30 protein-coding genes are annotated in these 25,847 nt (G+C 65.9%); 14 read left to right on the forward strand and 16 right to left on the reverse strand.

The features are described 5' to 3' along the window. The 3 genes from J2R76_RS38310 (at position 1) to J2R76_RS38320 (ending at position 2,207) form a co-directional block, all read left to right on the forward strand. Positions 1-597: a bifunctional 2-polyprenyl-6-hydroxyphenol methylase/3-demethylubiquinol 3-O-methyltransferase UbiG gene (locus tag J2R76_RS38310; RefSeq protein ID WP_253625796.1), complete on the forward strand. Its 597-nt coding sequence runs from the start codon at positions 1-3 to the stop codon at positions 595-597. Further along, positions 594-968: a GFA family protein gene (locus J2R76_RS38315; protein WP_057014925.1), complete on the forward strand. Its 375-nt coding sequence runs from the start codon at positions 594-596 to the stop codon at positions 966-968. Before J2R76_RS38310 ends, J2R76_RS38315 begins: the two co-directional genes overlap by 4 nt. Before the next feature lie 138 nt (positions 969-1,106). Further along, on the forward strand, positions 1,107-2,207 hold the full coding sequence (locus J2R76_RS38320; protein ID WP_253625797.1) for a hypothetical protein: 1,101 nt from the start codon (positions 1,107-1,109) through the stop codon (positions 2,205-2,207). A gap of 135 nt (positions 2,208-2,342) precedes the next feature. Here J2R76_RS38320 and J2R76_RS38325 read toward each other — a convergent pair whose 3' ends face one another. Beyond that, positions 2,343-2,702: a DUF1236 domain-containing protein gene (locus tag J2R76_RS38325; protein WP_076824009.1), complete on the reverse strand. Its 360-nt coding sequence runs from the start codon at positions 2,700-2,702 to the stop codon at positions 2,343-2,345. Between the two features lie 234 nt (positions 2,703-2,936). Between J2R76_RS38325 and J2R76_RS38330 the strand changes: the two genes are divergently transcribed. The 8 genes from J2R76_RS38330 (at position 2,937) to J2R76_RS38365 (ending at position 11,669) form a co-directional block, all read left to right on the forward strand. Then, the gene (locus tag J2R76_RS38330; RefSeq protein WP_016844375.1) at positions 2,937-3,092 is read left to right on the forward strand and encodes a DUF3096 domain-containing protein; all 156 of its coding nucleotides are present in this window, start codon (positions 2,937-2,939) and stop codon (positions 3,090-3,092) included. A gap of 91 nt (positions 3,093-3,183) precedes the next feature. Beyond that, positions 3,184-6,105 (forward strand): pyruvate, phosphate dikinase, encoded by a 2,922-nt coding sequence (gene ppdK, locus J2R76_RS38335; RefSeq protein WP_057014928.1) that lies wholly within the window; start codon positions 3,184-3,186, stop codon positions 6,103-6,105. A 144-nt stretch (positions 6,106-6,249) separates the two neighbouring features. Then, positions 6,250-6,462 carry a hypothetical protein gene (locus J2R76_RS38340; RefSeq protein WP_168857493.1) on the forward strand — a complete coding sequence of 71 codons (213 nt, stop codon included), beginning with the start codon at positions 6,250-6,252 and terminating at the stop codon, positions 6,460-6,462. Between the two features lie 122 nt (positions 6,463-6,584). After that, entirely contained in the window at positions 6,585-8,063 is a 1,479-nt protein-coding gene (locus tag J2R76_RS38345; RefSeq protein ID WP_253625798.1) for a cell wall hydrolase, read from the forward strand. A 189-nt stretch (positions 8,064-8,252) separates the two neighbouring features. Next, the gene (locus J2R76_RS38350; protein ID WP_253625799.1) at positions 8,253-9,497 is read left to right on the forward strand and encodes an MFS transporter; all 1,245 of its coding nucleotides are present in this window, start codon (positions 8,253-8,255) and stop codon (positions 9,495-9,497) included. Positions 9,498-9,544: 47 nt separating this feature from the next. Next, on the forward strand, positions 9,545-10,531 hold the full coding sequence (locus tag J2R76_RS38355; protein WP_026193152.1) for an MDR family oxidoreductase: 987 nt from the start codon (positions 9,545-9,547) through the stop codon (positions 10,529-10,531). Between the two features lie 186 nt (positions 10,532-10,717). Continuing rightward, positions 10,718-11,296 carry a hypothetical protein gene (locus tag J2R76_RS38360; RefSeq protein WP_028332627.1) on the forward strand — a complete coding sequence of 193 codons (579 nt, stop codon included), beginning with the start codon at positions 10,718-10,720 and terminating at the stop codon, positions 11,294-11,296. Positions 11,297-11,435: 139 nt separating this feature from the next. Further along, the gene (locus J2R76_RS38365) at positions 11,436-11,669 is read left to right on the forward strand and encodes a DUF6894 family protein (protein ID WP_016844381.1); all 234 of its coding nucleotides are present in this window, start codon (positions 11,436-11,438) and stop codon (positions 11,667-11,669) included. A gap of 24 nt (positions 11,670-11,693) precedes the next feature. Here the strand turns inward: J2R76_RS38365 and J2R76_RS38370 are convergent, their stop codons facing one another. The 5 genes from J2R76_RS38370 to J2R76_RS38390 all read right to left on the reverse strand — a co-directional run bounded on the left by J2R76_RS38370 (position 11,694) and on the right by J2R76_RS38390 (position 17,405). Continuing rightward, on the reverse strand, positions 11,694-14,399 hold the full coding sequence (locus J2R76_RS38370; RefSeq protein WP_253625800.1) for a DUF2339 domain-containing protein: 2,706 nt from the start codon (positions 14,397-14,399) through the stop codon (positions 11,694-11,696). 110 nt (positions 14,400-14,509) lie between these two features. After that, positions 14,510-15,016 carry a tyrosine phosphatase family protein gene (locus J2R76_RS38375; RefSeq protein WP_028332625.1) on the reverse strand — a complete coding sequence of 169 codons (507 nt, stop codon included), beginning with the start codon at positions 15,014-15,016 and terminating at the stop codon, positions 14,510-14,512. Between the two features lie 120 nt (positions 15,017-15,136). Then, on the reverse strand, positions 15,137-15,748 hold the full coding sequence (locus J2R76_RS38380; RefSeq protein WP_057014933.1) for a YfbR-like 5'-deoxynucleotidase: 612 nt from the start codon (positions 15,746-15,748) through the stop codon (positions 15,137-15,139). Continuing rightward, positions 15,745-16,371 carry a DNA-3-methyladenine glycosylase I gene (locus J2R76_RS38385; RefSeq protein WP_057014934.1) on the reverse strand — a complete coding sequence of 209 codons (627 nt, stop codon included), beginning with the start codon at positions 16,369-16,371 and terminating at the stop codon, positions 15,745-15,747. The genes J2R76_RS38380 and J2R76_RS38385 overlap by 4 nt, the downstream gene beginning before the upstream one ends. After that, positions 16,368-17,405 (reverse strand): folate-binding protein YgfZ, encoded by a 1,038-nt coding sequence (locus J2R76_RS38390; RefSeq protein WP_347340125.1) that lies wholly within the window; start codon positions 17,403-17,405, stop codon positions 16,368-16,370. Before J2R76_RS38390 ends, J2R76_RS38385 begins: the two co-directional genes overlap by 4 nt. Here J2R76_RS38390 and J2R76_RS38395 point away from each other — a divergent pair. Then, on the forward strand, positions 17,375-18,709 hold the full coding sequence (locus J2R76_RS38395; protein WP_168857497.1) for a dihydroorotase: 1,335 nt from the start codon (positions 17,375-17,377) through the stop codon (positions 18,707-18,709). The genes J2R76_RS38390 and J2R76_RS38395 overlap by 31 nt on opposite strands. Before the next feature lie 65 nt (positions 18,710-18,774). Here J2R76_RS38395 and J2R76_RS38400 read toward each other — a convergent pair whose 3' ends face one another. From J2R76_RS38400 to J2R76_RS38420, 5 genes are all read right to left on the reverse strand, one after another. Beyond that, positions 18,775-19,041 (reverse strand): hypothetical protein, encoded by a 267-nt coding sequence (locus tag J2R76_RS38400; protein ID WP_028332620.1) that lies wholly within the window; start codon positions 19,039-19,041, stop codon positions 18,775-18,777. A 155-nt stretch (positions 19,042-19,196) separates the two neighbouring features. Next, a complete protein-coding gene (locus tag J2R76_RS38405; protein WP_057014937.1) occupies positions 19,197-19,853 on the reverse strand; it encodes an HAD family hydrolase in 657 nt (218 codons plus the stop codon). After that, on the reverse strand, positions 19,843-20,220 hold the full coding sequence (locus J2R76_RS38410; RefSeq protein ID WP_028343726.1) for a TIGR02301 family protein: 378 nt from the start codon (positions 20,218-20,220) through the stop codon (positions 19,843-19,845). The genes J2R76_RS38405 and J2R76_RS38410 overlap by 11 nt, the downstream gene beginning before the upstream one ends. Before the next feature lie 85 nt (positions 20,221-20,305). After that, the gene (locus J2R76_RS38415) at positions 20,306-20,725 is read right to left on the reverse strand and encodes an NUDIX hydrolase (RefSeq protein ID WP_057014939.1); all 420 of its coding nucleotides are present in this window, start codon (positions 20,723-20,725) and stop codon (positions 20,306-20,308) included. A gap of 42 nt (positions 20,726-20,767) precedes the next feature. Next, positions 20,768-21,268 (reverse strand): hypothetical protein, encoded by a 501-nt coding sequence (locus tag J2R76_RS38420; RefSeq protein ID WP_092087731.1) that lies wholly within the window; start codon positions 21,266-21,268, stop codon positions 20,768-20,770. Positions 21,269-21,330: 62 nt separating this feature from the next. On the opposite strand from J2R76_RS38420, the gene J2R76_RS38425 reads away from it, so the two are divergent. After that, the gene (locus J2R76_RS38425) at positions 21,331-22,092 is read left to right on the forward strand and encodes an SOS response-associated peptidase (RefSeq protein ID WP_057014941.1); all 762 of its coding nucleotides are present in this window, start codon (positions 21,331-21,333) and stop codon (positions 22,090-22,092) included. Between the two features lie 169 nt (positions 22,093-22,261). Here J2R76_RS38425 and J2R76_RS38430 read toward each other — a convergent pair whose 3' ends face one another. The 3 genes from J2R76_RS38430 to J2R76_RS38440 form a co-directional block, all read right to left on the reverse strand. Next, positions 22,262-22,657, reverse strand: coding sequence for a RidA family protein (locus tag J2R76_RS38430; RefSeq protein ID WP_076824036.1), 396 nt, complete (start codon positions 22,655-22,657; stop codon positions 22,262-22,264). A 4-nt stretch (positions 22,658-22,661) separates the two neighbouring features. Then, positions 22,662-23,141, reverse strand: a complete 480-nt coding sequence (locus J2R76_RS38435) for a DUF6691 family protein (protein WP_253625801.1) — start codon at positions 23,139-23,141, stop codon at positions 22,662-22,664. 67 nt (positions 23,142-23,208) lie between these two features. After that, a complete protein-coding gene (locus J2R76_RS38440; protein WP_057014944.1) occupies positions 23,209-23,658 on the reverse strand; it encodes a YeeE/YedE family protein in 450 nt (149 codons plus the stop codon). 207 nt (positions 23,659-23,865) lie between these two features. On the opposite strand from J2R76_RS38440, the gene J2R76_RS38445 reads away from it, so the two are divergent. Then, entirely contained in the window at positions 23,866-24,300 is a 435-nt protein-coding gene (locus J2R76_RS38445; protein WP_028332611.1) for a hypothetical protein, read from the forward strand. 147 nt (positions 24,301-24,447) lie between these two features. Here the strand turns inward: J2R76_RS38445 and J2R76_RS38450 are convergent, their stop codons facing one another. Then, positions 24,448-24,963: a mismatch-specific DNA-glycosylase gene (locus J2R76_RS38450; protein ID WP_253625802.1), complete on the reverse strand. Its 516-nt coding sequence runs from the start codon at positions 24,961-24,963 to the stop codon at positions 24,448-24,450. Between the two features lie 475 nt (positions 24,964-25,438). After that, positions 25,439-25,834: a hypothetical protein gene (locus J2R76_RS38455; RefSeq protein WP_168857501.1), complete on the reverse strand. Its 396-nt coding sequence runs from the start codon at positions 25,832-25,834 to the stop codon at positions 25,439-25,441. Positions 25,835-25,847: the final 13 nt, after the last annotated feature.

A 25,847-nucleotide genomic window follows, 5' to 3' on the forward strand; every position in this document is an offset into this window, starting at 1 on the left:
ATGGACCGCGCGACGCTCGCCGCTTACGACAAGGATGCGGCGGCGTTTGCGCAGGACTGGCACGAACAGCCGGCCCCGGTCGATCTGCACGACATCGTCACGCGTTTCTTCATCAAGGGCGGCGCGACGGCCGATATCGGCTGCGGCAGCGGCCGCGAGGTGGCCTGGCTCAATGCCCACGGCTTTCCGGCCGAAGGCTTCGACGCCTCCGGGGGCCTGCTCGCGGAAGCCCGCGCCCGCTATCCGGCGCTGCGCTTTGCCCGCGCCGAACTGCCCGATCTGTCGGGCATCGCGGCCGGCAGCTTCGACAATGTGCTCTGCGAGACCGTGATCATGCATCTCGATCACGCGCTGATCGCGCCGTCGGTCCGTCGCATGTTCGATATCGTGAAGCCCGGCGGCATCTTCTATCTGAGCTGGCGCGTGACCAGAGGTGACGATGCGCGCGATGCGCATGGCCGGCTTTACGCGGCGTTCGATACCGCGCTGGTGCGGGCCGAGCTGGCGGCGGCCGAGTTGCTGCTCGACGCGGAGGTCGTCAGCGCATCGTCCGGCAAGGTCATTCACCGGCTGGTCGCCAGCAAGGGCGGGCGATGATGGCGCGGCTCGCGACATGCGCCTGCGGACAGCTCCGCGTCACCTGCCAGGGCGAGCCCACCACAGTAGCGCTGTGTCATTGCCTGGAGTGTCAGAAGCGAACCGGCAGCACCTATGGCGTCGCGGCGTTCTTTCCGCGCGCTGACGTCGAGCCGCAGGGCGAGGCGCGCGAATACAGCCGCATCGGCGGCAGTGGATCTGCCGTGGTGTTTCATTTCTGCCCGAATTGCGGATCGTCGGTCTATTGGGAGCCCGGTCGCGCGCCGGACCTGATCGGCGTTGCGGTCGGCGCCTTCGCGGACCCCGATTTTCCCGCGCCGTCGCAATCGGTCTTCACGCAGCGCCGCCACGCCTGGGTCGTCGACAAATAGACCACCGCCGCAGCGATTTGCGTCGCGCTGGAAATATTTCGACACAATTTGCAATTTGTTAACCATGCCCTGCGAAGGTCCTGACAAAGCAACGATTTCTTAAGACATCGCCCCTCGCGCCAATGCAGGGACCGCCCGATGACCTCGATCGGCACCACGCCCAATCCCTACGCCCAATATGGTTCGGCCTATGCGCGGGCAGCAGCGACGCCGTCACTGGCGGCGACCTTGTCGGGCGGCGGCACCGCCGGCGATCTGTCGGCGTCCTCGACGGCCAACGCGGCAACCAACCTCACGCTGTCGGACGCCGCCCGCGCGCAGCTCGCCAAGGCGCCGCTGCCGGATTTTGCCACCGTCACCAGCGATGCGCGGATCACGCTCGACCGGCTCTACACGGTCGCCGGCGTCAAGGCGCCGATCGTCGACGGCAAGACCACCATCGATCTCTCGACGCTGGACCGTCGCTCGCTGTTTGCGATCTCGACCAACAATGGCGGCAAGTTCACCCCGGACGAGCAGACTGTTGCGGCCACCGAGCTGAAGCAGCGCTTCGACAAGGCGTTGGAGCCGTCGCTGGCGACCACGCGCCTGACCGGCGACTACAGCATCAGCTACAAGACCGCGCTCGATTATCTCGATGGTGCGAGCGATGAGGAGAAGGCCACCGCAACCTGGGCCAGCCAGCGCGCCGCGGTGCTGAAGGGCTATCAGGCGACGCAGCAGGATCCGAACACGGCACCATCGGGAATTTCCGGCGATCCGATCGCGGCCTCGCTGGCGGGGACGGCGCCTCCCACAAAGAGCGCCACGCGCGACTTCAGCAGCATTGCCAGCGACGTGCGCGCCTTCCTCGATCGGCAGAAGAGCGAGGCGGCGAAAAGCGGCAAGGAGCTGGTCTACGATCCCCGCCGCAAGACCGGACAGCTCGCCGACCTTTCCTCGCTCGACAACCGCTCGCTCTCGGCGATCTCGCTGAACCAGGACAAGAAGTTCTCCACCGAGGAGATCTTCGCGGCCAAGCAGGAACTCAATACGCGGACGCGTCTCGCTGTGCTCGACGCGCTGAAGCAGAGCCAGACCGCCGGCGATCCGCGCCAGTTCAGCCTCGGCATCCTCAAGCAATATTCCTCGATGAGCGCGGAGGAGCGCCAGGCTGCCAACTGGACGCAGGATTTCCAGGACGCCGCGATCAAGAGCTACAAGTCGACCTCGACGCTACTCTCGATCCTCAAGTCGTAACCCGGCACGGCATCAGAACGGAAGAGCCCCGCCCGGAGGGGAGGCCGGACGGGGCTTTCTGGTCCGGTCGATCCTCGCGCACATCCGCTTGCGCGGCGCCCGGACTGTCGTTCAGGCGATCATGCTGACGTTGATCTAGTCGACCACCTGAACGATCCGTCGCGAACGCGGCTCGACCAGAACGGTCTCGCCGTTCACGACGGTGTAACGATAGGGCGTCGCGCCGAACCGCTGCGGCACGTCGTAATAGGTCACGCCGGCGTCAGGCAGCACGGTGCCGACCACGACGCGATCCGGAACCGTGTAGTTCGGTACACGCTCGCGCACGATGTATTCGCGGAATGCCGGACGCTGTTCGACCGCGATGCCTCCGTCATCATCGACGGCGACAGCCGGACCACCGCGGACGATGCCAACGGTCTGGGCCTGTGCGGCAACAGCCGGCACCGTGATCGCGGCAGCAACCGCTGCAACGGCAAGTAATCTGTTTCGCATGGCTCGCTCCATTCTTTTTCGGTGCGCGCCAGCCTTCGCCGATGCGCACGGCGAGCCAATGCATCGGCTGCGGTGATGTTCCGGAAAGCCGCCGCCATATACGCGGCAATTTGGAGCAATTTTCGTGAGTTGCGGGAACTCGTCGGCGGGACGGGCGTCTTGATGTGGGAACTTCCCTCAGCGGATAAACTGCCGCTCGATTCGCTCCTCCAAAAACCCCCGGAGAAAACTTCAATGACCATCACCGCTGGGCATCTGCCTGCTATCGTGGCTCTGATCGCAGGCGTCCTAATCCTGATCATGCCGCGGCTCCTCAACTACATCGTCGCGATCTATCTGATCTTCGTCGGGCTCGTGGGGATGGGTCTGCTGCGCTGGTTGCACCTCTAGCGGGAAAGCGGGGTTTCGCGGCTTGCGCGGAACCCCTCAAAATGGTGTAAGGCGCGCATCTTCGACCCCTCCTTCCGGATTGTTGTCTGACATGGCCAAAGCCGTCGCGAAGTCCAAGAAAACTGCTGCGAAAACTGCCGAGAAAACAGCAGCGAAATCAAAGCCCTCCGCCGCAGCCCGCAAGGCCGCCCCGGCGCGCAAGGCGCTGAAGAAGAGCGCCCCGAAGGCGGCGCCGAAAGCCGCTCCCAAATCGGCTGCAAAGCCGGCCGCAAAGCCCGCTGGCAAGGCGCCGGCGAAGGCCGTTGCGAAGAAGGCGGCCCCGGCTGCGATCAAGGCCGGCAAGTGGGTCTATACGTTCGGCGACGGCAAGGCCGAGGGCCAGGCGACCTTGCGCAATCTGCTCGGTGGCAAGGGCGCCAACCTCGCGGAAATGGCCAATCTCGGCCTGCCGGTGCCTCCCGGCTTCACCATTCCGACCTCGGTCTGCACCTATTTCTACGAGCACGACAAGACGTATCCGAAGGAATTGAAAGCACAGGTTGAGAAGGCGCTCGACTATGTCGGCAAGCTGACCGGCAAGACGTTCGGCGACGCCAAGAACCCGCTGCTGGTCTCGGTCCGCTCGGGCGCGCGCGCCTCGATGCCGGGCATGATGGACACCGTGCTCAACCTCGGCCTCAACGACCGCACCGTCGAGGCGCTCGCCGAACTCTCCGGCGACCGTCGCTTCGCCTATGACAGCTATCGCCGCTTCATCACGATGTATTCGGACGTCGTGCTCGGCTTCGAGCATCATCACTTCGAGGACATCCTCGACACCTTCAAGGACGGCCAGGGCTATTCGCTCGACACCGACCTCACCGGCGACGACTGGGTCGAGCTGGTCGGCAAGTATAAGGAGGCGGTCGCCAAGGAGACCGGCCACGACTTCCCGCAGGATCCGCACGATCAGCTGTGGGGCGCGATCGGCGCGGTGTTCTCATCCTGGATGAACGCGCGCGCGGTGACCTATCGCAAGCTGCACGACATTCCGGAATCCTGGGGCACCGCCGTCAATGTGCAGGCGATGGTGTTCGGCAACATGGGCGAGACCTCGGCCACCGGCGTCGCGTTCACCCGCAATCCCTCGACCGGCGAGAGCAAGCTTTACGGCGAGTTCCTCATCAACGCGCAGGGCGAGGACGTTGTCGCCGGCATCCGCACGCCGCAGGACATCACCGAGGAGGCGCGCCAGGAATCCGGCTCCGACAAGCTGTCGATGGAAGCCGCGATGCCGGTCGCGTTCAAGGAGCTGACGCGGATCTACACGCTGCTCGAGAAGCATTACCGCGACATGCAGGACATGGAGTTCACGGTCGAGCAGGGCAAGCTGTGGATGCTGCAGACCCGCGGCGGCAAGCGCACCGCGAAGGCGGCGCTGCGGATCGCGGTCGAGCTCGCCAATGAAGGCCTGATCTCGCGCAAGGACGCGGTGACGCGGATCGATCCGGCCTCGCTCGACCAGCTGCTGCACCCGACCATCGATCCGGCCGCCAAGCGCGACGTGATCGCGACCGGCCTGCCGGCGTCGCCTGGCGCTGCCTCGGGCGAGATCGTGTTCTCGTCGGACGAAGCGGCCAAGCTGCAGGCGGACGGACGCAAGGTCATCCTGGTCCGTATCGAGACCAGCCCGGAAGACATCCACGGCATGCACGCCGCGGAAGGCATCCTCACCACCCGCGGCGGCATGACCTCGCACGCGGCGGTGGTTGCGCGCGGCATGGGCAAGCCCTGCGTCTCCGGCTGCGGCACCATCCGCGTCGATTACGGCCGCGGCACCATGAGCGTGGGCTCGCGCACCTTCAAGACCGGCGACGTCATCACCATCGATGGCTCGGTCGGCCAGGTGCTGGCCGGCCGCATGCCGATGATCGAGCCGGAACTGTCCGGCGAGTTCGGCACGCTGATGGGCTGGGCCGACGAGGTCCGCAAGCTCGGCGTTCGCGTCAACGGCGACACGCCCGATGACGCGCGCACCGCGGTGAAGTTCGGCGCCGAAGGCATCGGCCTCTGCCGCACCGAGCACATGTTCTTCGAGGAGACCCGCATCCGCACCGTGCGCGAGATGATCCTCTCCGAGGACGAGCAGTCGCGCCGCGCCGCGCTGTCGAAGCTGTTGCCGATGCAGCGCGCCGACTTCGTCGAGCTGTTCGAGATCATGCAGGGCCTGCCCGTCACGATCCGCTTGCTCGATCCGCCGCTGCACGAGTTCCTGCCGCACACCCAGGCCGAGATCGAGGAAGTGGCGCGCGCCATGAACACCGATCCGCGCAAGCTCGCCGACCGCGCCCGCGAACTCTCCGAGTTCAACCCGATGCTCGGTTTCCGCGGCTGCCGTCTTGCGATCGCCTACCCGGAGATCGCCGAGATGCAGGCGCGTGCGATCTTCGAGGCTGCCGTCGAAGCCGGCAAGCGCACCGGCAAGCCGGTCGGTCTCGAGGTGATGGTGCCGCTGATCGCGACCAAAGCCGAGTTCGATCTGGTCAAGGCGCGGATCGATGCGACAGCCAACGCGGTGATGAAGGAAACCGGCGTCAAGCTGAGCTACCAGGTCGGCACCATGATCGAGCTGCCGCGCGCCTGCCTGATGGCGGGCGAGGTGGCCGAGACCGCGGAGTTCTTCTCCTTCGGCACCAACGACCTGACGCAGACCACCTACGGCATCAGCCGCGACGATGCCGCGAGCTTCCTCGGCACCTATGTCGCCAAGGGCATTCTCGAGATCGATCCGTTCATCTCGGTCGATCGCGACGGCGTCGGCGAGCTCGTCAGGATCGGCGTCACCCGCGGCCGCAAGACGCGTCCGAACCTCAAGGTCGGCATCTGCGGCGAGCACGGCGGCGATCCCGCGTCGGTCGCGTTCTGCCACGAGGTCGGGCTCGATTACGTCTCGTGCTCGCCCTATCGCGTGCCGATCGCGCGTCTCGCCGCGGCGCAGGCCGCGCTCGGCAAGGAGATCGCCAGCCAGGCGTGAGCGATCTTACAGTTCAGAGAGTGCGATGGCCGGGACCAAGTCCCGGCCATTTTTGTTTGTTGAGGCAGCCTGAAAATATAGCGTCATTGCGAGCCGACGGGTCGCGCGAACGCGCGCCCGATGACAGGCTCCGCGAAGCAATCCATGTTTCCACTTGCCGAGCCATGGATTGCTTCAGCCTTCGCCAAGGCTTCGGCGGACAAGTCGTCGCTGTCGCTCCTCGCAATGACGGCGGGCGGCTACCGTGCCTGCAACACTTTGTTCACCATCTCCGTTGACTTGTTGTTTACGACTTTCATGCGCCGCGCGTTTACCAAGGCGCGCAATGCAACGTGCGAAACATGCGCGATCGCTTGAGTGTAGCGCGCGAGCAACGCCGATTAACTCCGCGGCAACCTAAACGGTTTAGCAACGAGAAAGGTCGAATTGCGCGGATGTACCGCGTTCGATGCACTCAGTAAGCGTTGCGTGAGCGTACGATGTTTGTGTCGCGTAACCAGCCGAAGGGCGCACGTCTTGCGCTCTTCGGTCTCGGTCTTGGCATCTTCGCACTGATGCCGACCGAGATCGGATATCAGGATATTGCCTCGCTCCTGGCCCGGCAGCCCGGCGTCGCCGAGCGCTGGCAGAAGCGCGTCTTCGCCTCCGCCGTCGGCTCCATCCAGGTCGCGACCTACAGCTTCGGCCGTCCGATCGGCACGTCCGCGCCGCAAGCGCCGCAAATCCTGCTCGCGAGACTGGACAGTTCGAACCTCGATATCACCGGAACGGTGACGCGCAATCCGATCACGGCCCCGCCGCCGCGCTATCAAGCATCCGATTTTCCCAAGGTCGATCGCACCATGAAGGGCGATCGCCTCGTCGTCCGGCGGCCCGATCAGGTCGAACCGGCGGAGCCTGCAAATACGGCGCCGGCGAACGAGGATCCGGCGACATCGAATTCGTCGGTCAAGGGCATGAAGACCGCGACCGCACCGGCCGATGGCGCGCCGCTCGATCCTGAATTGCAGGAGGCGCTGCGCGCGCCGCCCTTGCCGCAATATGCCAAGCCGTCGCCGCAGCAGAACGACGTGTCGCTCTCGCTCGAGGCCAGCCCGCTCGACGATCTGAAGCCCGCGCCCGCGAAGCCGGTAGCTGCGCCCGCCGATGCGGCGCGCGAGCGTGACCCGTTCGCATTCCAGACCGCCAGTCTGTTCTTCGGCTCGTCGCTCGGCACGCCGGAGAACCTCGAGCGCTGGCAACCCGGCGAGGCGCCGGTTGTCGTGACGCCGGTAGCAACGCCCGATCCCGACATGAAGGTGATGGCGTCATTGCCGGTCGATGCCGACGGTCCGGTCAAGGCCGGCGAGATGGGCGAGAGCATCGCGCCGAAGGGTGAGGTCAATGCCGACGACCAGCACACCAAGACGCCGGCGGAGCGGCTCGGCCTGTTCGACGAGAAGTCGCGCGCCAAGTCGGAGAAGTGCCTCGCCGAGGCGGTCTATTTCGAAGCCCGCGGTGAAGCGGTGCGCGGCCAGATCGCGGTCGCCCAGGTGGTGCTGAATCGCGCCTTCTCCGGCAAATATCCGGAGACGGTGTGCGGCGTGGTCTACCAGAACAAGAATCGCCATTACGCCTGTCAGTTCACGTTCGCCTGCGACAACGTCCCCGACGTCGTCCGCGAGCCCGACATGTGGGACCGCGCCAAGAAGATCGCGAGGGCGATGCTCGACGGCGAATTGTGGCTGCCGGAAGTCGACCGCTCGACTCACTACCACGCCTATTGGGTGCGACCGTCCTGGGTCAGCGAGATGAAGAAGATGTACAAGTTCGGCGTCCATACCTTCTATCGCCCGCGCGCCTGGGGCGACGGCAGCGACGCGCCGAGCTGGGGCAACCCGGCCGAGACCGCCAAGATCTCGGCGCAGCTCGCCGAGGCCGCCCAGAGCTCGGCCGAGCAGGCCAGCGCCCGGCGATAGGGCCTTCTGCCTCCCGTTCCGCGGCCGGGTGCCCCGGAATGACGGTCATCATCCTCTCCGATTCTGCAGAGCAGCCCTGCAGGCGAATATTTTTCTCCGGTCCCTCTTGGGGTTTTCATGCACCTGCATTAACTCCCCGTAACGTTCGGCGGGGCGGCTCCCCGCGCAGCAGTTGCGGGGGAAGACAAGATGGCCGTTACCACCGGGGATCTTCGACCGACGTCGGGCACGTGGCGCACGCCGCTTGTCATCATCGTCTGTGGCTGCGCGATTGCGCTGCTGAGTTTCGGGCCGCGCTCCAGCCTCGGCTTCTTCGTGCAGCCGATGAGCCATGAATTCACCTGGGGCCGCGACGTGTTCGGCCTCGCGCTGGCGCTGCAGAACCTGTTGTGGGGGCTCGGCCAGCCGATCGCCGGCGCGATTGCCGACCGCTTCGGGCTGCTGCGTGTGATGGTCGTCGGCGCACTGCTTTACGCCGCGGGCCTGCTCCTGATGCGTTACTCGGCGACGCCGCTCTCGCTCAACCTTGGCGCCGGCGTCTTGATCGGCTTCGGCCTGTCGGGCTCATCGTTCAACCTGGTGCTGTCGGCGTTCAGCAAGCTGCTGCCGCCCGCGCAGCGCGGCATTGCGCTCGGCGCCGGCACCGCCGCGGGCTCGTTCGGCCAATTCCTGTTCGCGCCGTTCGGCGTCGCGATGATCGACAATTTCGGCTGGCAGACCGCGCTCCTCGTATTCGGCGCGCTGATGCTGCTGATCCTGCCGCTGTCGCTGGCACTGTCGACACCGCCGGCGGAGACGAGTGACGCCGCGCCGGCCGATCAGCAGTCGTTCAAGACCGCGCTGGCGGAGGCGTTCGGCCATCGCTCCTACGTGCTGCTGGTGCTCGGCTTCTTCACCTGCGGCTTCCAGCTCGCCTTCATCACCGTGCATCTGCCGGCCTATCTCGCCGACCGCGGCATTCCGGCATCGACCGGCGGCTGGGTGATCGCGGCGATCGGCCTGTTCAACATCGTGGGCTCGCTCAGCGTCGGCTGGCTGCAGAACGTTTTCCCGAAGCGCTACATCCTGTCGGTGATCTACTTCACCCGCGCGCTGTCGATCATCGCCTTCATCTCGTTCCCGATCACGGCCTTCTCGGCGATTGCGTTCGGCGCGATCTCCGGCCTGACCTGGCTCTCCACGGTGCCGCCGACCTCGGCGCTGGTGGCGCTGATGTTCGGCACGCGCTGGTTTGCGACGCTGTACGGCTTCGCCTTCGTCAGCCATCAGGTCGGCGGCTTCCTCGGCGTCTGGCTCGGCGGCATCGTGTTCGAGCAGTACGGTTCCTACACTCCGATCTGGTGGCTGTCGGTGCTGTTTGGCGTGCTGTCCGCGCTGATCAACCTGCCGATCGTCGAAAAGCCCGTCGCCCGCCCGGTTGCGCAGCCTGCCTGATGGGGTAAACCATTTCCCCGAAACCAAGATTACGGGGAGTGCACATCGTGGCAACGTTCAAGGCAATCAGGATCGACAAGGCGGACAAGGGTACCACCGCCGCACTCACCCAATTCGACGAAGCCGAGCTGATGGACGGCGACGTCACCGTCCGCGTCGAGTGGTCGACACTGAACTACAAGGACGGCCTCGCACTGACTGGCAAGGCACCGGTGGTGCGCCGGTTCCCGATGATCGCCGGCATCGATTTCGCCGGCACGGTCGAGCAATCCAGCCATCCGGACTGGAAGGCGGGCGACAAGGTCGTCTGCAACGGCTGGGGCATGGGCGAGACCCATCTCGGCGCCTATGCCGAAAAGGCCCGGGTCAAGGGCGACTGGCTGGTGCGGCTGCCCGACGGCATCTCGGCCCGCGATGCGATGGCGGTCGGTACCGCCGGCTATACGGCGATGCTCTCGGTGCTGGCGCTGGAGAAACACGGTCTCACCCCGAAGAGCGGCCCTGTGGTGGTCACGGGTGCCGCCGGCGGCGTCGGCTCGGTGGCGATCGCCGTGCTCTCGAAGCTTGGCTACCACGTCATCGCGTCGACCGGGCGGATGTCGGAGACCGACTATCTCAAGGGTCTCGGCGCCACCGAGGTGATCGACCGCGCAGAACTGTCAGGTGCGCCCAAGGCGCTGGCGAAGGAGCGCTGGGCCGGCGGCGTCGACAGCGTCGGGTCGACCACGCTCGCCAACCTGCTGTCGATGACGAAGTATGGCGGAGCCATCGCGGCCTGCGGTCTGGCGGCCGGTATGGATCTGCCGTCGTCGGTCGCGCCCTTCATTTTGCGGGGCGTGTGCCTTCTCGGTATCGATTCGGTGATGTGTCCGATCGAGCTGCGGAGGACCGCCTGGCGGCGCCTTGCCAGCGATCTGGATAAGGCAAAACTGGCTGATATCACTCACGAAATCGCCCTGGACGAAGTCATGGGCTTTGGCGCGAAAATCCTCGGTGGCCAGGTCCGCGGCCGCATCGTGGTAAAAATAGTCTGAGGACGTTCAGACTTTACCAACCAAGCTGCTCCAATGTTGCCACTGTTGGTATGGTAAGCAGCGGGTAAAGAGACTTGCAGCATGATCCCGGGGGGCCGGGTTTCCTCGCGCAGACGTCGAAAAGCGTTGGTGCGGGGGTCATGCGCAACAAGGAGCGAGTGCCCGCGCTCGTAAGTGGAGTAGCTCATGCTTGCGCGTTTGGTGTTGGGGGCCGTCACGGCCGGAGCAATGGTCGTGCCGGCATTCGCGGGCATGATGAACGCCGATGAGGCCCGCAGGTTCGTCGCCGGCAAGGTGTTCGCCTTCACCTGTTTCGATGGCACCCGCGGCGCCGGTCGCATCCTCGACGATCTGGGTGCGGCAGGCTCGGTCCAGTTCTCCGGCTCGGGGCCGATCCGTCACCTGCGCCTGCCCGGCAACACGCTGCAGATCCGCGGTCAGAGCGTTTGCGCGTCGCTGAAGGGCATTCCGTTCGAACCGTGCTTTAATCTCGACAAGCAGGACGACCGCTCGTTCCGCGGCTCGGTCTCCGGCATGGGCTTTGCCTATTGCGATTTCCATCACCAGGGCGGCCAGCAGATGCTGATGGCGCGCGCGGCGGCGCGTCCGCGCTCGCTGCATCCGCGCACCCGATCCGCGGACGCCTCGCAGACCGAAGTGTCGCGCGTTGAGACGCCGCAGGTCGGAAGCGCGAAGCTCGAGCCGGTCAAGGCCGAGCCCGCCAAGGTCGAGAGCGCGCCGGAATTGCGCCGCTCCACCGACTAACCTTTCATCTGCGCGCTAGCGGGAATAGCGCCGCCAAGCCGTAGTCATACGGATGGCGGTCGCCACGCCTTGCTCGCTACTCAATACCTGGCGTTCGCCGTGAGGCGGGACATTGGGGACTCTGATTTTGAGTAGTCATATGGCGCAATATTTTTTTCGAATTAGTGATGGCGATTACGCTGGTGCATCCGACCACGCGACGGAGTTTGAAAGCCGCGACGTGGCCTGGGCCGAGATGACCAAGGTCTGCGGAAATTTCCTCGGCAGCATTTCGCGCAATCTGAAGCAGAACAGCGAATGGCACATGGAGCTGCTCGACGAGGGCAGAAAACCCGTGTTCAGGATTCGACTGGTCGCCGAGTCCGTCGACTGAAGCTGTCTTTCAGGACGGCAAGTCCTAACCCTCAGCCTGCGCGAGCGGCTGAGCGGTTCGCCTGCGAAACAGGATCCGCTGATACAGCCAGCCGATCGCGACCAGCACGATGCCAAGGCACATGAACGACAGCGCCCGGTAGACACCCGTGAGCGTCGACATGTCGATCAGGAACGCCTTCAGGATCGTCAGCCCGATCACCGCAGCAGACGCGAGCCGCGCCCGCTGCGAGTTGACGACGATGCCGATGCCGAGCAGCGCGACGCCGAACATCAGCCAGGCGATCGAATAGGTGTATTGCTCCGCGCCCGTGGTCTCGCCGCGCGTCAGCACCGGTCCATGGTAGAGCCTGCGAATCTCGAACGTGACGTAAGCGAGCGCAAGGACCAGCGCGCCGGCGGCGATCGTGTTGGCATAGCCGGCAGGACGATGGCCCGCCACCGCATAGGACAGCAGCAGCGCCAGCACCGCCGGCAGCGCGTAGCCGAGCAGCAGCAGGTTGATGAAGCTGCCGCCGACGTCCTGCCACCACAGCATCGGGTTCTCCAGCGCCAGCAGTCCGAACAGGCTGGCAAGCCCCGCGAATGCGGTCAGCAGGATCGCGCCGACATTGTGCACGATGCTGCCGCTGCGCAGGCGCAGCCGCTCCAGTCCGATCGCCATCGCAAGCGTCGCGCCGACCTGCAGCGCGACCTCGGTCAGCCCGGCGCTGGCATAATAGACATCGCCGCTGTTGACCGCGTGGCGGATCTCCATGAAGGCAAGCAGCACCGTGAACAGGATCGCGGCGGATTCGACGATGCGCAGCGGGACGTCGTCGCCGTTGCGACGCAGGAAATGGCTTGCCGCCCAGAATGACAGCGCCGGCACGCCATAGCCCCACAGCAGCCAGTTGAAGATCGGCGTGGTGCCGACGGCGTCGCCCGCGATCCGCGGCTCATAGCCGATGCGCAGCACGACGATGCCGGCCAGGATCGCGGCAAGCCAGCGCAGGAACGGAATCGGCCGCTGCACCGACAGCCACGCCGTGCCCATCGACACCAGCGCGAGCGCGATGGTGAGCCAGCCCTTGTCGAGCGCGAAGGTCAGCGCCAGCGCCAGCGAGGCGAGGGCGCCGGTGGCGGACAACGCAATCGAAGGCGACAGCTCCGGCCGCTCGTCGCGCCGGGTCAGCGCCTCGGTCGCGGCTGCGTAGGCCGCCGCCAGCAGCACGGCGAGGACCGCGAACGGGATCGAGCGGTCGAGATGCGCGATGCGTGCATAGAGTGCGACCAGCAGCGCGACCGGCGTGAACACCGCCGCCGCGGCCCAGGTCACCGTGACCTTCGTGGTGGTAAAACGGAATTGCGCGAGGAAGCCGGCGATGCCGAAGGCGGCCGCGAACAGCGCGGCGGTGACGAGATGCAGCGAGACCGAGCCATCGGTCACGGACCGGCCGATGCCGGGGATCGCGCCGCCCGGCAGCACCAGCATGTCGACGTTGCGGCGGACGGCCCATTCGCCGAACACAATGAACACGAAGATCGACGCGGCGCCGATCGCACGGGTAGCAGCAGGCGCGCGCCAGGCGACAAGCAGGCTCGCGGCTGTCAGCAGCGCAAAGCCGATCATCGCGGTGTCGGCGTGGGCGCTGTTGAGCGCGATCAGCATCGCGCCAAACAGATAGGCGGCGAGCGAGCTAGATGAAATCGGCTCGATCTCCTCGCCGTCGCCGTCGGGACCGAACATGAAGCCGCAGACCACGAGCAGCGCCGCCAGCGCGAAGCCCGCGATGACATGGAAGACGTGCGGCGCGATCATCTCGGGCCCGCATTGCAGGCAAGGGAAGGTCCACAGCAGCGCGAAGGCGATCGTCGTGACCGCGAGCCAGCGCCACAGCCGGATCCGGGCGAGGCCGAACGCCGCCGCCGTGACGATGGCGAGGTAGACGTAGAGCGACCAGAAGTCGGGCTTGTCTGACGACACCAGGAGCGGCGTGACGAAGGCGCCGACGATGCCGAGCCCGGCCAGCGCGGGTCCGTGCAGCAGCGCGGCCGCCAGCGTGCCGAGCGCGACCATACCGAGCAGGATGAAGGCGCTCGCCGGGGCGAGGAAGTCATACAGCGCGTAGGCGGCGTAGACGGTAGCGAATGCCACCGCGGTGCCGGCGGCAGTGAGGATCGCCGGGATGTTGGCGATCGGCAGCGCCGCGATGTTGGAGATGCTTTCCTGGCGCCTGGTCCATTCACCGGCGCCGAGCAGCGCCAGCGCAAACAATCCGCCGAGCATCGTGCGAACGCCGGGGCCGAGCAAGCCGGCCTCGATCGAATAGCGCACCATGAAGAAGCCGCCGAGCGCGAGCGTCAGGCCGCCGATCCACACCACCCAGCGCGTGCCGAGCGTCTCCTCGAAGCCGGGTGCAGGCTGCGGAGGGGCTGGCGGCTCCGGCAGGGGCGGCGGTACGGCACCTGGCGCGTCCGCGGCTGGCTCAGTCTGCGCGGCCGGTTCGCCGGGAGCCGTCTCCGGGAGCGGTGGCGGCGCGACGGAAGGCGCCGTCGGCGGCGTCTGCTCGAACTCCTGCAGCGGAGTCAGCGGCGGCGGCATGGCCGTCCGCGCGGCGGCGCCGCCCGCGGCCTCGATCGCATCCAGGCGGCGCTGCAGCAGGTCGATCCGGCCCAGCGCCTTGCGCGCGAAAATGATCGCGACGATGGCGAGGACGAGCGTCAGGAAGTCGAACGGCGAATCGAACATCGGGCCTCCGGCAGGACGCGCCGGACTTGGCCAGCCCGGCGGCCCGTCGCAACCTAGTAGTGCAGTGAGGAGGACCGGAAGTTCAAGCGATCGGGCGTGACCGGCCGCGCTTAGTCCAGATCGATGCGGAAGGGCCGGCCTTCGACGCTCATGCTGCCGGGACCCATCGCGTCGAGTGCACGCAGCATCCGGCCCTCGCGTCCCAGCGCCTTGTCGGCGAGGCTGACGATCAGCCGGTTGGGAGCCGCGATCGGCGAGGCCTCGCGGATCATCCGGGCGATGGACATTTCGTCGCGGTGCGGGTTGAGGGCGCAGACCGTGGCGAATGCGCTCGCGGTCGAGCGGCTGATGCCGGCGTAGCAATGCACCACCATCGGTGCTTGGCGATCCCAGCCGCGCACGAAGCTCAGCACCTTCTCGATATGCGACTCGTTGGGCGCAACGAATCCGTCCATCTGTTCGATGATGTCGTCCATCGACACTTTCAGGTGGTTGGCCGGCAGCACGGAAGGCGGCCGCTGCACTTGGTCGACATTGGCCATCACAGTCAGCACATGGCTGGCGCCGGTGGCGCGAACCGTGTCGGAGAGTGCGGCAAGCGAGCAGACGTGAAGCATGATGGTCCTTCTATCGGGGGTGCCGGATTATAACGGCTGCTCCCGAACGGGCAAAGGCGGGGGTGCCATGCCGATTCGTCGTTTTGCGGCGCAACCGGCGGCACGTTTTGCGGTGCCGCCCTACGAGGCGTGCAACGCCTTGAAGCGTTCAAGAAACTGCTTTTCGGCCCGCGCTGCGGTCCATGGCGTCAGATAGTCGCGCTCGGTTGCTTCGGGCAGTTCCGGATCGCGGCCGAACAGCCGCTTGGCCTCGGCTTGCGAAAATCCCGCCAGATGCGTCGCCTCGAGATAGGCGGCGCCGCGATCGGCGGCCTTGATCTGCTGGGTGATCTCGTCCGCCAGCACGGCGGGCAGTCCGAAGCGGATATGGATCGCGCCGAGCAGCCGCTTTTCAACCGCCTTGTATTCGCCTGACAGCACCGCCTTGAACGGTGAGATCATGTCGCCGATGACATATTCCGGTGCGTCGTGCAGCAGCGCGGCGAGACGATGGCGGATGTCGACGCGCGGCATCTGCTGGCGCATCACGGCTTCGACCAGCAGCGTGTGCTGGGCCACCGAGAAGATGTGCGCCCCACTGGTCTGGCCGTTCCAGCGCGCGACCCGCGCCAGTCCATGCGCGATGTCGACGATTTCGATATCGAGCGGCGACGGATCGAGCAGGTCCAGCCGGCGTCCCGACAACATCCGCTGCCAGGCGCGGGTTGTCTCCGTCGATTTGCGCGCCGTCATTTCTTCTTGAGTCGCGGTGTGCGGAGCTTGCCGCTGCAGCTCTCGTGGCAGAAGCAGGTCACGAGGTGATCGTTGACCATGCCGGTCGCCTGCATGAAGGCGTAGACGATGGTGGGACCGACGAACTTGAAGCCGCGCGCGCCGAGCTCCTTGGAGACCTTGATCGAGACCGGCGTCGAGGCCGGCACGCTCGCGGTGGTCTTGAATTGATTGACCTTCGGCTTGCCGTCGACGAAGTCCCACAGGAAATTCGAGAAGCCGGGGCCTTTCTCCATGATCTCCAGATAGCCCTTCGCACTCGCCACCGCGCCTTCGATCTTGGCGCGATTGCGCACGATGCCGGCGTCGTTCATCAGCGCGTGCACCTTCTTGGCGTTGTAGCGCGCGATCTTCTCGGGCTGGAAATCGTCGAAGGCTTTGCGGAAGTTCTCGCGCTTGCGCAGGATCGTGATCCAGGACAGACCGGCCTGGAAGCCGTCGAGGATCAGCTTTTCGTAGAGCGCGCGGTCGTCATATTCCGGCACGCCCCATTCATTGTCGTGATAGGCGACGTAGAACGCATCCTCGCCCGGCCAGGGGCAACGCGTCTTGCCGTCAGGGTGCAGTTGCGCGGTACGGCTCATGCGGTCTGCTTGGGTGTGATGCGGACGGCGTCGGGTTCGGCGAGGTGAAGCGACAGCCCGCCCGCGGTCAGCGCCAGGCCGGCGTCGAGCGCATCGGCGACGCGGTCGATGCGGACCAGCGCGAGACCCTTCTCGCCGGCGGTCGAGCCGATGGTGCCGACCTGCTTGTCGCCGGCCAGGATCGTTGCGCCGGCCTCAGGCGCGGGGCCGTCGAGGACGATCTTCACCGTGCGGGTGCGCGCCGTGCCGCGATGCTGCATGCGCGACACCACCTCCTGGCCGACATAGCAGCCCTTGTCGAAATCGACGCCGTTGAGGCGATCCATATTGGTCTCGTGCGGGAAGGCGTCGCCATACATGAAGTCGAGCCCGCCGCGCGGCACGCCGGTGGCGATCCGATGCGCCTCGTAGGCGTTGGAGTCGACGAGATCGGCACCGATCAGCTCAGCGAGCTTCTGCTTCAAATCTTCCGGAATCAGTATGCGCCAGCCGAGCGCTGGGTTGCGCGGATCGGCGAACGCGAGATCCGGCGTCGCCGCCGGCTCGCCATCCCAAGCTGCCAGCACACCGAGGCTATCGGACAGGTTCTCGACCACGACCTTGGCGCGCAGCTTGTAGAAGCCGAGCTTGTCGGCAAGGCCCTTGGCGAGCGCGCGCGGCGCGTCGATCAGGAAGCCGCCGCCATGACCTGAGGGTATCTCGGTGATCAGGAAATCGACGATGATCTTGCCTTGCGGCGTCAGCAGCGCGCCGAACCGGGCCTGTCCCGCGCGCAACTCGGCGATGTCGGCGGTGATGAGGCCGTTGAGGAAGTTGCGGGCGTCCTCGCCAGAGACCTTGACCACGCCCCGATCTGGAAGAAACGCTGCTTTCATTCGCAAAATTGGCTCTTTTTCCAAGTTCCTTGGGAAACGCGCAGGCCGCGATATCCCCTGCCAAGCTAAGGCGCTAGAGTGCGCCGAACAAGGCCCGCGCGACAGCCGAAAGCGGGCGTCGAGGACCGATGAATCAGCATTTTGACACCATTCTAAAATCCGGCACCGTGGTCAATCAGGACGGCGAGGGCGTGCGCGATATCGGTATCGCGGGCGGCCGCATCGCCGCGATCGGCTCGCTCAGTCAGGCCTCGGCCGGCGAGGTGATCGACTGCAAGGGCCTGCACATCCTGCCCGGCGTGATGGACACCCAGGTGCATTTCCGCGAGCCCGGGTTGACCCAGAAGGAAGACCTCGAGACCGGCTCGCGCAGCGCGGTGATGGGCGGGGTCACCGCCGTGTTCGAGATGCCGAACACCAATCCGCTGACGGTCACCGAAGCGGCCTTCACCGACAAGATCAAGCGCGGCCGCCATCGCATGCATTGCGATTTCGCGTTCTTCATCGGCGGCACCCGCGAGAACGTGCAGGATCTGCCGGAGTTCGAGCGCGCCCCGGGCTGCGCCGGCGTCAAGGTGTTCATCGGCTCCTCCACCGGCGCGCTGCTGGTCGAGGACGACGAGAGCCTGCGGCGGATCTTCCAGGTGATCCGGCGCCGCGCCGCGTTCCACGCCGAGGACGAGTATCGCCTCAACGAGCGCAAGCCGCTGCGGATCGAGGGCGATGCTCGCTCGCATCCGGTGTGGCGCGACGAGACCGCCGCGCTGATGGCGACCGAGCGCCTGGTCAATCTCGCGCGCGAGACCGGCAAGCGCATCCACGTGCTGCACATCTCGACCAAGGACGAGATTCTGTACCTGCGTGACCACAAGGATGTCGCCTCCTGCGAGGCGACGCCGCACCACCTCACCATGGCCGCGCCGGAGTGCTACGAGCGGCTCGGCACACTGGCCCAGATGAACCCGCCGGTGCGCTCGGCCGATCACCGCGCCGGCATCTGGTACGGTATCGAGCAGGGCATCATCGACGTGCTCGGCTCGGATCACGCGCCGCATACGCTGGAGGAGAAGGCCAAGACCTATCCGGCCTCGCCGTCGGGCATGACCGGCGTGCAGACGCTGGTGCCGCTGATGCTCGATCACGTCAATGCCGGGCGGCTGTCGCTGGCTCGCTTCGTCGATCTCACCAGCGCGGGGCCTGCGCGCCTGTTCAACATCGCCTGCAAGGGCCGCATCGCGGCCGGTTACGATGCCGACTTCACAATCGTCGACCTGAAGCGCAGCGAGACCATCACCAACAAATGGATCGCCTCGCGCGCCGCCTGGACGCCTTATGACGGCGTGCGGGTGCAGGGCTGGCCGGTCGGCACCTTCGTGCGCGGCCGGCGGGTGATGTGGCAGGGCGAAGTCACGACGCCATCGACCGGCGAGCCGGTTCGGTTCCTCGAGACGCTGAAGCCGTAGGTTCGCGTTTGACGCGTTTTCTTGACGCGAACCGGCGGCCCACTTCGCTCGAAAACGCTATCGTTTTACTGTCGGGCCAGTGCCAGCGAGAACTCGCCGTTGCGCACGCGCGCGGCGAGGCCCTCGGCGAATTTCGCCACCGCGTCCTCGCCATAGGTGCCGACCAATTCGGCCAGCGCCGCGAACAGGCTCGCCTGCGCGAGGCAGTCGCCATCGACGCCGTCGTGACGCGCTTCAGCCCAGGCCTCGTTCAGGTAGCCCAGCGCGGCCTGCTTCTGCTCGTGGTCGGGTCGCGGGTCTTGGTGATGGGGGAAGGACGCTGGATGGCGCATGAAACTCTGCAAATTGACAGCGCGCGGTCCGAGGAGCGAACCACTGCGACGTGCGAGATGTATCACGCATGCAGGTACCGCCTAGCCCACATCTTTCGAAAAGGTTAACGGCGGCCTCGGCATTTAAAGGGGAATTCCGGATATCCGGGCCGCGATCAGCCGAATGAGCTGTGGATATGGTCCAGCACCGCGCGCGGCGTGGCGCACAGATGGCTGGCGCCGGCCTCGGTCAGCTCCTCGGGCGTGCCGTAGCCATAGGTGACGCCGACCGCCCGGATGCCGTTTCGATTCGCCCCGATCACGTCGTGGCTGCGATCGCCGATCATCAGGGATTTGGCCGGATCGGCCCCGGTCTGCGCCAGCGCATAGGTGAGCAGGTCGACCTTGTTGACCCGGGTTCCGTCGAACTCCGAGCCGAAAACGTGGTCGAAATAGCCGCCGAGGCCGAAATGCGCGATGATCCGCGTCGCGAACACATGCGGCTTCGAGGTCGCGACGAACATCCGGCCCGGTGCCCGGCGCAGCTCGGCCAGAACCTCCGCGATGTCGGGATAGACCGCGTTCTCGAACAGCCCGACATCGCCGAATCTTTCGCGGTAGAGCGCGACCGCGCGGTCCGCGAGCTCCTCGCCGCCGAGCAGCATCGCAAAGCTCGCCCTGAGCGGCGGCCCGATGCACCAGGTCAGTTCATCCTGCGAGGGAACCGGCCGGCCGAGCTTTTCCAGCGCGTACTGGATCGAGCCGGTGATGCCGGGCTTCGGGTCGGTCAGGGTGCCGTCGAGGTCGAAGAAGATCGCCCGTTCAGTTGGCATAGCGGGCCGTCAGGTCGCGGGAGATTTTCGAGCCCTCCTCGATGTAGCGGCGGATCGCTACCGTGGCCGCGGGCGTGCAGGTCCGGTAGGTCTGCTGGAAGCCGTTATAGCCGCGGTTGAAGCCCGCGATCATGCGGGCGCGGCGGTCGCCGGAGGGGGTCTCGGCATCGATCAGCGCCTGCATCTCGTTGCGCCATTTGGCGCCCTCGTTGGAGCCGCAGATGCCGCGCAGATAGTGCAGGGCGCCGAGGATCTCGGCCAGCCGCTGCAAATCGCCGTCGAACGGCGCAGCCGCGTCCTGCGCCCGGGCGGGCGTCGCAAGGCATGCCGACATCAGGATCACAACGGCGAGAAAGGCTCTGATCATCAGGGGTTCCGGAATGGCCGTGGTATGCCCCCTCAATGCGCCCGAGGCAAGGCGGCCGAGCCCCCCAAAGCCGCTAAAACGGGCCTCAAACCAGCCGCCGGGCGGCCGCAATCACCTCATGCAGGCCGCCGGTGACCTTGAGGTCGCCGATCTCCTCCGGCGCCAGCCATTTGAAATCGTCGTGCTCGTCGTTCAGGTGAGGCTCGCGGGACGCCCAGCGCGCCGCGAAGGTCATGATCAGATAGTGTCCGGTGCCAGGGCCGGTCGGCAGCACCTCGCGCCAGCCGGCGAGGCCGACGATCTCGACCTTGAGGCCGGTCTCCTCGTCGATCTCCCGGTGCAGGGCGGTATGCAGCGATTCGCCGAACTCGACCCGGCCGCCGGGCAGCGAATAGAAGCCCTTGCCGGGCGAGCGGGCGCGGCGCACCAGCAGCACCTTGTCGTCGCGGAAAATCACGCCTGACACGGCGAGTTGCGGGCGGATCGGAGGTTCGGGAGAGGTCAAGGTGATTGGCAGCCGGTTGTGAAGACCATCATGCCCGATATCTCAGGCGCCCGCCATGATGCTGTCGACATCGGCCTCTGCGGCGCCGTTGATGATGCCGGCGGTCTGCATCACCAGCGGCTTGACCCAGACGATCGCCTGCTCGGCGAGCGCGACCCGGCTCTTGTCCTGCTGCAATTGCCGCATCGCCGCCCCGACCTCGGTCAGGATCTTCGTCATGCTGTCGGTGAGCTGGTCGAATTCGGCCCGGATTGCGGCGTCCGCGGTCTCATAGGCCTCGATCGCGAGATCGCGTGCCCGGAAATTCGACGCGGTGAAATGCTCGGCATAGGACAGCGGCTGCCATTCGAGGAAATCGCTGGCGCATTCCGGCAGGTCCGGGACCATCTCCAGCAGCATGATGGCTTCGTTGAAGTGATTGAGGTAGTCGGTGGCAAGCCCGGTGCGGGGATTGATGTTGGCGGCGCGCAACAGCGCCGCCCGCGCCTCATCGGGGTACGTCGGTCGCGGGGAAGAGCCCGCTATGGCGGCCGTTGAGGTCATTGATCGCAGTCTTTAACGGTCCAAGTTAAGGCAGAATAAACGGATACCACTCTGGACGGCAAATGTGCGGACGCTTTGTCATAACCTCGCCGCCGGCGGCCTTGCGCGAGATGTTCGGCTATATCGAGCAGCCGAATTTTCCGCCACGGTATAATGTTGCGCCGACCCAGCCGATCCCGGTGGTGCTGCTGCAGAATGGCGGCCGGCATTTTCAATTGATGCGCTGGGGCCTGATCCCGTCGTGGGTCAAGGACCCCAGGACCTTCTCGCTCCTGATCAACGCGCGCTCCGAGACGGTGCGCGAGAAGCCGGCCTTCAAGAACGCGATCAAGCGGCGCCGGGCGCTGATCCCCGCCGACGGCTATTACGAATGGCAGGATGCCGGCGGCCGCAAGCGGCCGTTCTTCATCCATCGCCGCGACGGCCATCCGCTCGCCTTCGCCGCGCTTGCCGAGACCTGGATGGGGCCGAACGGCGAGGAGCAGGATACGGTCGCGATCGTCACTGCGCCGGCCAGTCCCGACCTCGCGCAATTGCATCACCGCGTGCCGGTCACGATCAGGCCCGAGCAATTCGCGCGCTGGCTCGACTGCCTGCCGAACGATGTCGACGACGTGATGCCAATGCTGAAGGGCCCCGAGGTCGGCGAGTTCGCCTGGCACCAGGTCACGATGCGCGTCAACGCGGTCGCCAATGACGATGCGCAATTGCTGCTGCCGATGACCGCGGATGAAATCGCCGCGGAGGACGCGCCGCAGCCGAAGAAGGCCGCGCCGCGCAAGGCGCCGGTGCGGGAGGACGACGGGCAGGGGTCGTTGTTTTGAGGGCTCACTGAACCGGCGTGATGCAGCGCGGATTTGCGTCAGCTCTCCACATCGTCGTCCTGGCCTTCGCCAGGACGACGATGTGGATGGACCTCGATTCAACCGGTGCGCAATTGCGCACCTGAGGGCTCGCGCCAAGTGGCACGCTCCGGCATGACAGAGCCTGAGATCACCCCTTCACGTGTGCCACGCCCTCGATCTCGATCAGCATCTTTGGATTGGGCAGCGCCACCACCACGCAGGTGGTGCGCGCGGGGTAGGGGGCGGGGCCGAACGCGCCAGCATACAGCGCGTTCATCGTCGCGACGTCGCTCGCGCGCGTCAGCAGCACGTTGACCTTGACGAGATCGCGCATCGTCGCGCCCGCCTCGCTCAGCACGCGCTTGATATTGGTCACGACATTGGCGAACTGCGCCTCGAAGCCGTCGGGCAGCTCGCGATTGGCGTCAAAGCCGGGAATGCCGGAGATGAACAACAAATCGCCGACGCGGGCGCCGAACGAGAGTGGCGGCGCCTGGACGCCGGGCGGAGGAGGGAAGTGCTTGATTGTGGTCTTTTCAGTCATTGGGTCACCCGTCTGCGTGAGATGGAAGGGGAGAAGTTTCGATGGCGCGCGGTGCCGCTGCACGCCGGCGCCAAAGATTCCTGCCGAAGAGATTCTGGCCGATCATGCCTGCGAGCATCGCGACGACGAAGACCACGATCGGTAGCGAGAGGCCGGCGAGATTGACCAGTGCCGGCCCGGGGCAGATGCCGACGAGGCCCCAGCCGATGCCGAACAGCACCGCGCCGGCAACCAGCGGCGCATCGATGTCGGTGCGGTCGGGCCAGAGGAAGCGCGCCGAGAAGGCGGGGGCCGTGCGCCGCCGGGCGATCGCGAAGCCGGTTGCTGCGACCGCAACCGCGCCCGCCATCACGAAGGCGAGCGTCGAGTCCCACGCGCCGAACAGATCGAGGAAGCCGAGCACCTTCTGCGGATCGGTCATGCCGGAGATCAGAAGCCCTGCGCCGAAGATCAGGCCGCAGACAAAACTGGCAAGCACCGCCATCGCTAAACCGCTCCTTGTTTGAGCATGATCCTTTCGGAAAACCGCTTCGCACTTTTCCGGATCATGCTTAGCCTCCGATCCCGTGCCTGACGATTGCGACCGTCGCGATCGCCGTCAGCATGAAGATGCATGTTGCCACGATCGAGCGGCCGGACAGCCGCGCGAAGCCGCAGACGCCGTGGCCCGAGGTGCAGCCATTGCCCATCCTTGTACCGAATCCGACCAGCAGTCCCGCGATCGCGACCACCACAAGGCTCGCATTCATCGCCGGCCGCGGCAGCGGCGCGCCGAACAGCGCCGCAATCAGGGGCGCTCCGATCAGTCCCGCGATGAACGCGATGCGCCAGGAACGATCGGCGCTACGGTCGGCGCCGCGGTCGGCGGTATCGGCCCGCAGCGCGCCGCCGACGATGCCGGTGACCCCGGCGATTCGCCCGGTCAGCAGCATCAAGAGCGCCGCGGCAAGCCCGATCAGCGCGCCGCCGGCTAGGCCGGAAAGTGGGGTGAAATCGTGCATCGATGCAGATCCCTGTTGCGCAAACTCCTCAGCGATCCGGCAAAGCGGTGGGCGCGCATGCGCCAGTGGTCGCGCGGCTGCAGAGGCGATGATAGACTCCGCACCATCAGGAACAAGCGCAATCCCGCATGTTTCGCGGCATTTCAGCGATGCCGCCGGTCGGCTGGATTGCCGCGATTCGCTCTCACTTCGTCCGGAGAATCCCCCATGAAGTTGCCATCCGTCGCCCGCGCCGCGCTGCTCGCGCTGGCGATGCTCACCGGAACGTCCGCTGCCCTGGCTGACGAGGGCGCGGTGACGCTCGTGATCTTCAAGGGCGGCTGGGTGTTCGGCGGCTCCGCCGGCAAGGGCGTCATGACCTTCCACGGCCAGACCTATGGGCTCACGGCCGGCGGGCTGGACTATGGGCTCGTGTTCGGCGGCTCGCAGACCACGTTGCAGGGGCGGGTGCGCAATATCCGCCGTCCGCAGGATATCAACGGCGTCTATGCCGCGGCGGGCATGGGCGTTGCGCTCGGCGCCGGCGTGCGCGGCATCCTCTTGACCAACCAGAACGGCGCGGTGCTCGAATTGAGCGGCAAGCAGGTCGGGCTGATGGCCAATGTCGACCTCAGCGGGCTTGCGATCACGTTGAAGGAGTAGGGAGCGGTCTCGTAGCGATCTCGTAGGATGGGTAGAGCGAAGCGAAACCCATCGACTTCGGTGCGTCGGGAGAGATGATGGGTTTTGCGGAGTTTATCATCGGGCCGCGCTTTGCGCGGACCCGTTGGCTCTACCGATCCTACGATCCTACGATTCCGTGATCCACTCGGCGAGTTCGCGCCACGGCTGTAAGGTCCAATGACCCGAGGCCGCGCCGGATGGCGACGGCAGCACGAACACTTCGGGAAAGCCATTCACCGATGGCTGCCGACCGAGCACGAGCGCGTTGGTCGGCCTGTTGTAGAACAGGCTCGCCGCCTTCCTGCTGGTGAAGGCGACGGTGTTCGGCCGATAGGTCTCGATCTTCGTCCGGAAGCCCACCACGTCGAACGACTGCCTGTTGATTTCGTGATCCATCCCGGCGCCGGTCTTGGAGAGATCGGTGAAGCCGATGCCGAGCGCGAGCAGCGCCGCGAACTCGTCCGGCCGATAGCGCCGCGGCGTGATGCCGGCCTCATGCAGCGCACGCCAGAACCGGTTGCCGGGATGCGCGTAATAATGCCCGACGGCGGCTGACCGCGTGCTGGCCGCGGTGCCGACGAACACCAGGCGCAGATTGGCGCGGAGCTGGTCGGGGAGGCGGTGGGAATTGTTCGCGGTCATCTGGGGGCTGAATAAAGTAATCACGCGTTGGCACATGACTTCACCTGGAATCGAGCGGCGAACTGCGCCTCACCTCTCCCGATTGCGGGCAGGGCAATCCGGTGTTTCCGCGCCGTCATGGCCGGCACAAGGCCGGGCATGACGAGTTTGTGGCGCTATCGAGCCCATATGCGATTGCCAGCACTCGCAGGGGAGGCGCGTTCCCAAAATATCGAAAACAACCCCATGCAAAGTACAAAGTAGCCGGCGGTGGCCGGCGTTCGACCAGGCTACTTGACACGTCGGGCAACTCACGGATATTTTCCAATATTCCGAAATCACGCAGGCGCACGCTCGCCTCCCGGGGCATATGGCATTCGTGCGCTTCTGTAAGCGACGTTTCCATGTCGTCGTGGCCGCCAGCCATATGCATAGCCCTGCGGCTTGCGGGGGGCAGTGCCGTCGCTGTCGTCATTCAAGCTAGTCCCGTCACGCGCTAGCGCACCGGCTCCTTGACCTCTTCTTCCGTCGTGACCGCTTGCGACGGTCCGGTTGCGCGCACCATCAGGAACGTCCCCGAGAACCTTGTGCCGCGGATGCTCCAGCGGCCGTCGATCTCGGTCGCGTCGGCATTGACCGCGCCTTCATAGTGCACGGTGTCGTAGCCGTAGCCAGGCGGCTCGTAACGTTTGACGAACGTAACAGCGCTGCCGGAGCGCTGGCCCGCAAGCGATGCATTGTGCGTGCTGATCGGACAGCCCGGCATCACGCAGGGTTCGGTCACGCTGCCGCCGAGAGCGCCGCCGGCGTCGATCAGCGTCGCCAGGAACGTGACCATGCCGCTCGGCTGAACATAGCTGCCGTCCCAGACGCCGGTGAGATTGTCGGTCATGTCGCTTGCCCGG

The organism is Bradyrhizobium sp. USDA 4532, from assembly GCF_024171315.1.
In the GTDB taxonomy this organism is placed as follows: domain Bacteria; phylum Pseudomonadota; class Alphaproteobacteria; order Rhizobiales; family Xanthobacteraceae; genus Bradyrhizobium; species Bradyrhizobium australafricanum.

What these genes read in the sequence shown, in the direction of transcription:
- J2R76_RS38410 (WP_028343726.1), bottom strand. Translation starts at nt 20,220, where the DNA reads ATGATCAGAGCCTTTCTCGCCGTTGTGATCCTGATGTCGGCATGCCTT.
- J2R76_RS38345 (WP_253625798.1), top strand. Translation starts at nt 6,585, where the DNA reads ATGTTTGTGTCGCGTAACCAGCCGAAGGGCGCACGTCTTGCGCTCTTC.
- J2R76_RS38455 (WP_168857501.1), bottom strand. Translation starts at nt 25,834, where the DNA reads ATGACCGACAATCTCACCGGCGTCTGGGACGGCAGCTATGTTCAGCCG.
- J2R76_RS38395 (WP_168857497.1), top strand. Translation starts at nt 17,375, where the DNA reads ATGAATCAGCATTTTGACACCATTCTAAAATCCGGCACCGTGGTCAAT.
- J2R76_RS38430 (WP_076824036.1), bottom strand. Translation starts at nt 22,657, where the DNA reads ATGACTGAAAAGACCACAATCAAGCACTTCCCTCCTCCGCCCGGCGTC.
- J2R76_RS38375 (WP_028332625.1), bottom strand. Translation starts at nt 15,016, where the DNA reads ATGCTTCACGTCTGCTCGCTTGCCGCACTCTCCGACACGGTTCGCGCC.
- J2R76_RS38320 (WP_253625797.1), top strand. Translation starts at nt 1,107, where the DNA reads ATGACCTCGATCGGCACCACGCCCAATCCCTACGCCCAATATGGTTCG.
- J2R76_RS38350 (WP_253625799.1), top strand. Translation starts at nt 8,253, where the DNA reads ATGGCCGTTACCACCGGGGATCTTCGACCGACGTCGGGCACGTGGCGC.
- J2R76_RS38435 (WP_253625801.1), bottom strand. Translation starts at nt 23,141, where the DNA reads ATGGCGGTGCTTGCCAGTTTTGTCTGCGGCCTGATCTTCGGCGCAGGG.
- J2R76_RS38370 (WP_253625800.1), bottom strand. Translation starts at nt 14,399, where the DNA reads ATGTTCGATTCGCCGTTCGACTTCCTGACGCTCGTCCTCGCCATCGTC.
- J2R76_RS38310 (WP_253625796.1), top strand. Translation starts at nt 1, where the DNA reads ATGGACCGCGCGACGCTCGCCGCTTACGACAAGGATGCGGCGGCGTTT.
- J2R76_RS38400 (WP_028332620.1), bottom strand. Translation starts at nt 19,041, where the DNA reads ATGCGCCATCCAGCGTCCTTCCCCCATCACCAAGACCCGCGACCCGAC.
- J2R76_RS38450 (WP_253625802.1), bottom strand. Translation starts at nt 24,963, where the DNA reads ATGACCGCGAACAATTCCCACCGCCTCCCCGACCAGCTCCGCGCCAAT.
- J2R76_RS38315 (WP_057014925.1), top strand. Translation starts at nt 594, where the DNA reads ATGATGGCGCGGCTCGCGACATGCGCCTGCGGACAGCTCCGCGTCACC.
- J2R76_RS38330 (WP_016844375.1), top strand. Translation starts at nt 2,937, where the DNA reads ATGACCATCACCGCTGGGCATCTGCCTGCTATCGTGGCTCTGATCGCA.
- J2R76_RS38360 (WP_028332627.1), top strand. Translation starts at nt 10,718, where the DNA reads ATGCTTGCGCGTTTGGTGTTGGGGGCCGTCACGGCCGGAGCAATGGTC.
- J2R76_RS38445 (WP_028332611.1), top strand. Translation starts at nt 23,866, where the DNA reads ATGAAGTTGCCATCCGTCGCCCGCGCCGCGCTGCTCGCGCTGGCGATG.
- J2R76_RS38365 (WP_016844381.1), top strand. Translation starts at nt 11,436, where the DNA reads ATGGCGCAATATTTTTTTCGAATTAGTGATGGCGATTACGCTGGTGCA.
- J2R76_RS38380 (WP_057014933.1), bottom strand. Translation starts at nt 15,748, where the DNA reads ATGACGGCGCGCAAATCGACGGAGACAACCCGCGCCTGGCAGCGGATG.
- J2R76_RS38385 (WP_057014934.1), bottom strand. Translation starts at nt 16,371, where the DNA reads ATGAGCCGTACCGCGCAACTGCACCCTGACGGCAAGACGCGTTGCCCC.
- J2R76_RS38340 (WP_168857493.1), top strand. Translation starts at nt 6,250, where the DNA reads ATGTTTCCACTTGCCGAGCCATGGATTGCTTCAGCCTTCGCCAAGGCT.
- J2R76_RS38405 (WP_057014937.1), bottom strand. Translation starts at nt 19,853, where the DNA reads ATGCCAACTGAACGGGCGATCTTCTTCGACCTCGACGGCACCCTGACC.
- J2R76_RS38440 (WP_057014944.1), bottom strand. Translation starts at nt 23,658, where the DNA reads ATGCACGATTTCACCCCACTTTCCGGCCTAGCCGGCGGCGCGCTGATC.
- J2R76_RS38325 (WP_076824009.1), bottom strand. Translation starts at nt 2,702, where the DNA reads ATGCGAAACAGATTACTTGCCGTTGCAGCGGTTGCTGCCGCGATCACG.
- J2R76_RS38420 (WP_092087731.1), bottom strand. Translation starts at nt 21,268, where the DNA reads ATGACCTCAACGGCCGCCATAGCGGGCTCTTCCCCGCGACCGACGTAC.
- ppdK (WP_057014928.1), top strand. Translation starts at nt 3,184, where the DNA reads ATGGCCAAAGCCGTCGCGAAGTCCAAGAAAACTGCTGCGAAAACTGCC.
- J2R76_RS38425 (WP_057014941.1), top strand. Translation starts at nt 21,331, where the DNA reads ATGTGCGGACGCTTTGTCATAACCTCGCCGCCGGCGGCCTTGCGCGAG.